We start from the raw sequence: 374 nt of genomic DNA on the forward strand, positions 1-374 counted from the left end.
GCACACCGTCGGCGTGAGCGCAGCCCTGAACGACAACCGCCAGGATCGCCACGCCAAGAGGAAACGCAGACAGACGGAGTGCGCAGCATCACGGCTACATCCGGAAGATGCCGAACTTCGGCTCGGGAATCGGCGCATTGCGGGCAGCGGCAAGTCCGAGTGCCAGCACACGGCGCGTGTCCGCCGGATCGATGATGCCGTCGTCCCACAGGCGCGCCGTCGCGTAGTAGGGGTGGCCCTGGTCTTCGTATTGCTGGCGAATCGGGGCCTTGAAGGCTTCTTCTTCGTCCTTGCTCCAGGCGCCGCCCTTCAGCTCGATGCCGTCGCGCTTCACCGTGGCCAGCACGCTCGCGGCCTGCTCGCCGCCCATCACG

The 374-nt window shown here is 66.8% G+C and carries 1 protein-coding gene; it reads right to left on the bottom strand.

Annotation, left to right across the window (positions count from 1 at the left end; translation table 11 throughout):
• Positions 1-94: 94 nt before the first annotated feature.
• A partial coding sequence (locus DBV14_RS32860; RefSeq protein ID WP_311732879.1) for a carboxyl transferase domain-containing protein occupies positions 95-374 on the bottom strand: 280 nt, incomplete at its 5' end.

This window comes from Variovorax sp. KBW07 (genome assembly GCF_003852515.1).
In the GTDB taxonomy this organism is placed as follows: Bacteria; Pseudomonadota; Gammaproteobacteria; order Burkholderiales; family Burkholderiaceae_C; genus Variovorax.